Origin of the sequence: Kyrpidia sp. (assembly GCF_023512215.1) — a bacterium.
GTDB lineage: Bacteria > Bacillota > Bacilli > Kyrpidiales > Kyrpidiaceae > Kyrpidia > Kyrpidia spormannii.
On sequence record NZ_JAILZZ010000108.1, the window covers coordinates 1 to 2,999 of the forward strand.

3 protein-coding genes are annotated in these 2,999 nt (G+C 65.8%); all 3 read right to left on the bottom strand.

What is annotated here, in order from left to right; genetic code table 11:
• Window positions 1-1,544: flagellar hook-associated protein FlgK (flgK, locus tag K6T64_RS16550; RefSeq protein ID WP_288011280.1), on the bottom strand; the 1,544-nt coding region annotated here is incomplete at its 3' end.
• 13 nt (window positions 1,545-1,557) lie between these two features.
• Window positions 1,558-2,157 carry a flagellar protein FlgN gene (locus K6T64_RS16555; protein WP_288011283.1) on the bottom strand — a complete coding sequence of 200 codons (600 nt, stop codon included), beginning with the start codon at window positions 2,155-2,157 and terminating at the stop codon, window positions 1,558-1,560.
• Entirely contained in the window at window positions 2,154-2,729 is a 576-nt protein-coding gene (gene flgM / locus K6T64_RS16560) for a flagellar biosynthesis anti-sigma factor FlgM (protein WP_288011286.1), read from the bottom strand. The genes K6T64_RS16555 and flgM overlap by 4 nt, the downstream gene beginning before the upstream one ends.
• Between the last annotated feature and the right edge of the window lie 270 nt (window positions 2,730-2,999).

The following is a 2,999-nucleotide window of genomic DNA, read 5'->3' on the forward strand; positions in this document are numbered from 1 at the left end:
TAGGCCTGTTGGAACCGGATCATGTTCGCCATCTCCTCGTCAATGGATACCCCGGAGACCGACTGACGTTTGCCGTCGAGCTGCTGCACCAGGACCTCCTGGTTGGCCACCTGGCGCTCGGCCTCCTGGCTCTGCACCCCGAGGCCGCCGATCACCGCCTGAAAATAATCGTCCAACGTGCCGTTGGTCAAGGGGGTGGCCACACCGAGCCCGGTGTAATCAATCTTCGCGTCCTTGATGTTGTTGACGGCGATCGCCAGAGTCCCGTCCCCGGCCAGGCCCGTTTTCGGGTCCGTGCCGCTCTGGGGGGCGGTGGTCAGGGACGCGGCGATGTTCCCCACGTCACTCACGATATTCGGCGCCACCGCAATGGTCGCTGCGGTGATCGGGCCGCCGTTCGGATCCGTCGACACAAAAAAATCGCCCCCGGGCCCGTTCAGGGAGTACCCCAGTCGGTGCAGGCCGTTCAGTCCGTTCACGGTCACCGTGGCCCCCTTGGGGATCGTGGCCACCTGGGTGCCGTCCGCCAGAGTGGTGGTGATCAGGTCCGCCGGCACCTGGTCCCCCTGTTTGAACTGACGCCCGTCCGCCAGGGTGACATCCACGGGGAAAGTCGGGGTGGCACCGCCCGAGCCGACCAAGGTCCAGTCCCCTGGCAGTTTGATCGTCATCTTCCCGTTCGCCAAACCGTTGGCAAAGGCATCCAATTGAGCGCGATAAGAAGCCAAATCCTGCCGTGCCTCAAGCAGACCTTTGAGTTCGCCGCCCCCAACGGTGAGGTTGTTTGGATCCAGGGCAGTGACGGTGCTGTTCTGGAGTACCGTCTGCCCGCCGATGGTGAGTGTATAGGTACCGCCCGACTCGGTGGCCTGGACGTCGACAAGTTGCGACAACTGATCCACCAAGTGGTCCCTCCGGTCCAACAGATCGTTGGGCTGGTCGCCCACCTGGCGGATCTCGGCGATCTGATTGTTCAGGGCCGCGATCTGGTTAAGGTAAGAATTGACCTCGGTGACCTTCGCCTGAAGGCTCCGCTGGAGGTCGGCGTCCAGATCGGACAACTGCTTGGCCGTCTGGTTCAACGTCTGGGCCACCGCAATCCCCGTTTGCTTGACCTGCATCCGGGCGGCGAGGTCATCCGAATTGGGGCCCAGCTTGCCCCAGGCATTCCAGAAATTCTGCATCACCGTGGCCAGGCCCGAATCCGACGGCTCGTTCAGAATCGCGGAAATTTTGTCCAAGGCATCCTGACGCACATTCCATTCTCCGAGATACTGATTCTGGTGGCGGTACTGGTCGTCCAAAAATTGATCCCGCAGCCGGGTGATCTGCTCCACCTGCACCCCGGTGCCGATTTGCCCGGGCGTCGCCGTTTTGTACAGAGACGGCATCTCGATGGGCGTGGAGGCGGCCAAATCCACCCGTTGCCGGGTGTAACCCGGGGTGTTGGCATTGTCGATATTATGGCTAGTGGTGTTGATGGCCGCTTGCTGGCCCCGCAGGCCCCGCACGGCCGTTTCCAATCCGAAAAATGTCCACAGCAACAGTGATTCCCCCTCACGCCCGGGTATCGAACAGCCGCGCCCCGCCCTGCGGCATTCCGCTCCTGGGCGGCACCGGTGCTCCGACAGGACCCCCTGCCGGACCGGGGCCGTAGGCGGACGCGCCGGCAAGGCCACCCGCCGCATCAGGGCCGTAGGCACGCACACCGTCAGGCGGACCGTACACTCCGACATCCTGCGCCGCGGTGATCACGTCGATCATCTGGCGCACGTAGGTCAGGGACTGCTCGGTCAGGGCCCGGTTCTGGCCGTTCACCCGCTCAAGCTCCGTCAGCACCCGGTCGAATTCACCGGCGATCTCCTCCATCCGCCGGCGGGTGCCCGGGTCGACCCGCTCGGCCACCACCGACAACCGAAGCTCCTCGGGCCGGATGCCCCACTCCCCGGCCAGCGCTTCCCCGATCTCCAGCCGACGGCGCTCGTGGGCGGCAATCCGCTTCATCCGCTCATCCATGGCCCGCACAATCCGATCGAGAGCCTCGATATCCCCGGCGACCAGCGCCTCCCGCTGACGCTGGCCATCCTCCACAAGACCCTGGTACTCCTTGAGCAGATCCTCCACCGTCCGCACGAGATGTTGTATCTTCTCATTCATCCCGCCCCGCCCCCTTCCCGATCCGCAGCCGCGGGTCCGGCGCCGGGCACGGCCTTCGGGCTATCCCCGGAAGGCATTGTGGGGTCAGCGGGCGCTCCCCCAAGCAGCCGGCCAGCCAGCGGGCCATCCCCAGAGCCAAGGGGTAGACCGGTCCCCTGCCCGGGCACCTGTCCCGAGAGGCGTGAGAGCCCCGGGCCGTCCTTCCTATCCCGACTCACCCGACGGGTGGCCGTCACCCAGTCCAGCATTCGGTCGGCCAAACGCCCGGGGTCCACCTGATACGTGCCCGCGGCGATCTGTTCCTTGAGCCGGGCGATCCGTTCCTCCCGGCTCTCCCCCGCCGGCGCCGCCTGAGACGTGCCACCTGCCGGACCGGCTCCGCCCGCCACCCGGCGATCCACCGCAGAACCGATCTCCGGCGCCCCGGCCAAGGCCCGGGCGGCCTCGGAGATGGCCACCTCGTCCCCTCCCCCGGGGGCGGGTCCCCGCTCTCCCGGCCCGGCCGGGGTCCGGCGGTTCCGCCACGTTTCGTAAACCTGTTGCCAGCCCGGCAAATTCCCGTCTATGCGCATGGTGAATCTCCCCTCGGCTCTCATCTGTCGCGCCGTGCGTCTGCTTCCGCCCCAGCCGCCCCAAGCACCCTGACACCGGCGGCCGCCGGCTCACCCCCCGAAGTGGGTCCGTCGCACCGACTCCTTTATCATAAAGATCGGCCGGGCCGGCACGATGTTAAGATCCCAGGGCGATCCCGGCCAAACGAGAGGTGCGACTGACCTGCACGAATTTTCGTTGTTTCCCTGGCGAGACTTGCGCTATACTGGGCCCAGAACGGTGAAATTCTC

What these genes read in the sequence shown, in the direction of transcription:
- K6T64_RS16555 (WP_288011283.1), bottom strand. Translation starts at nt 2,157, where the DNA reads ATGAATGAGAAGATACAACATCTCGTGCGGACGGTGGAGGATCTGCTC.
- flgM (WP_288011286.1), bottom strand. Translation starts at nt 2,729, where the DNA reads ATGCGCATAGACGGGAATTTGCCGGGCTGGCAACAGGTTTACGAAACG.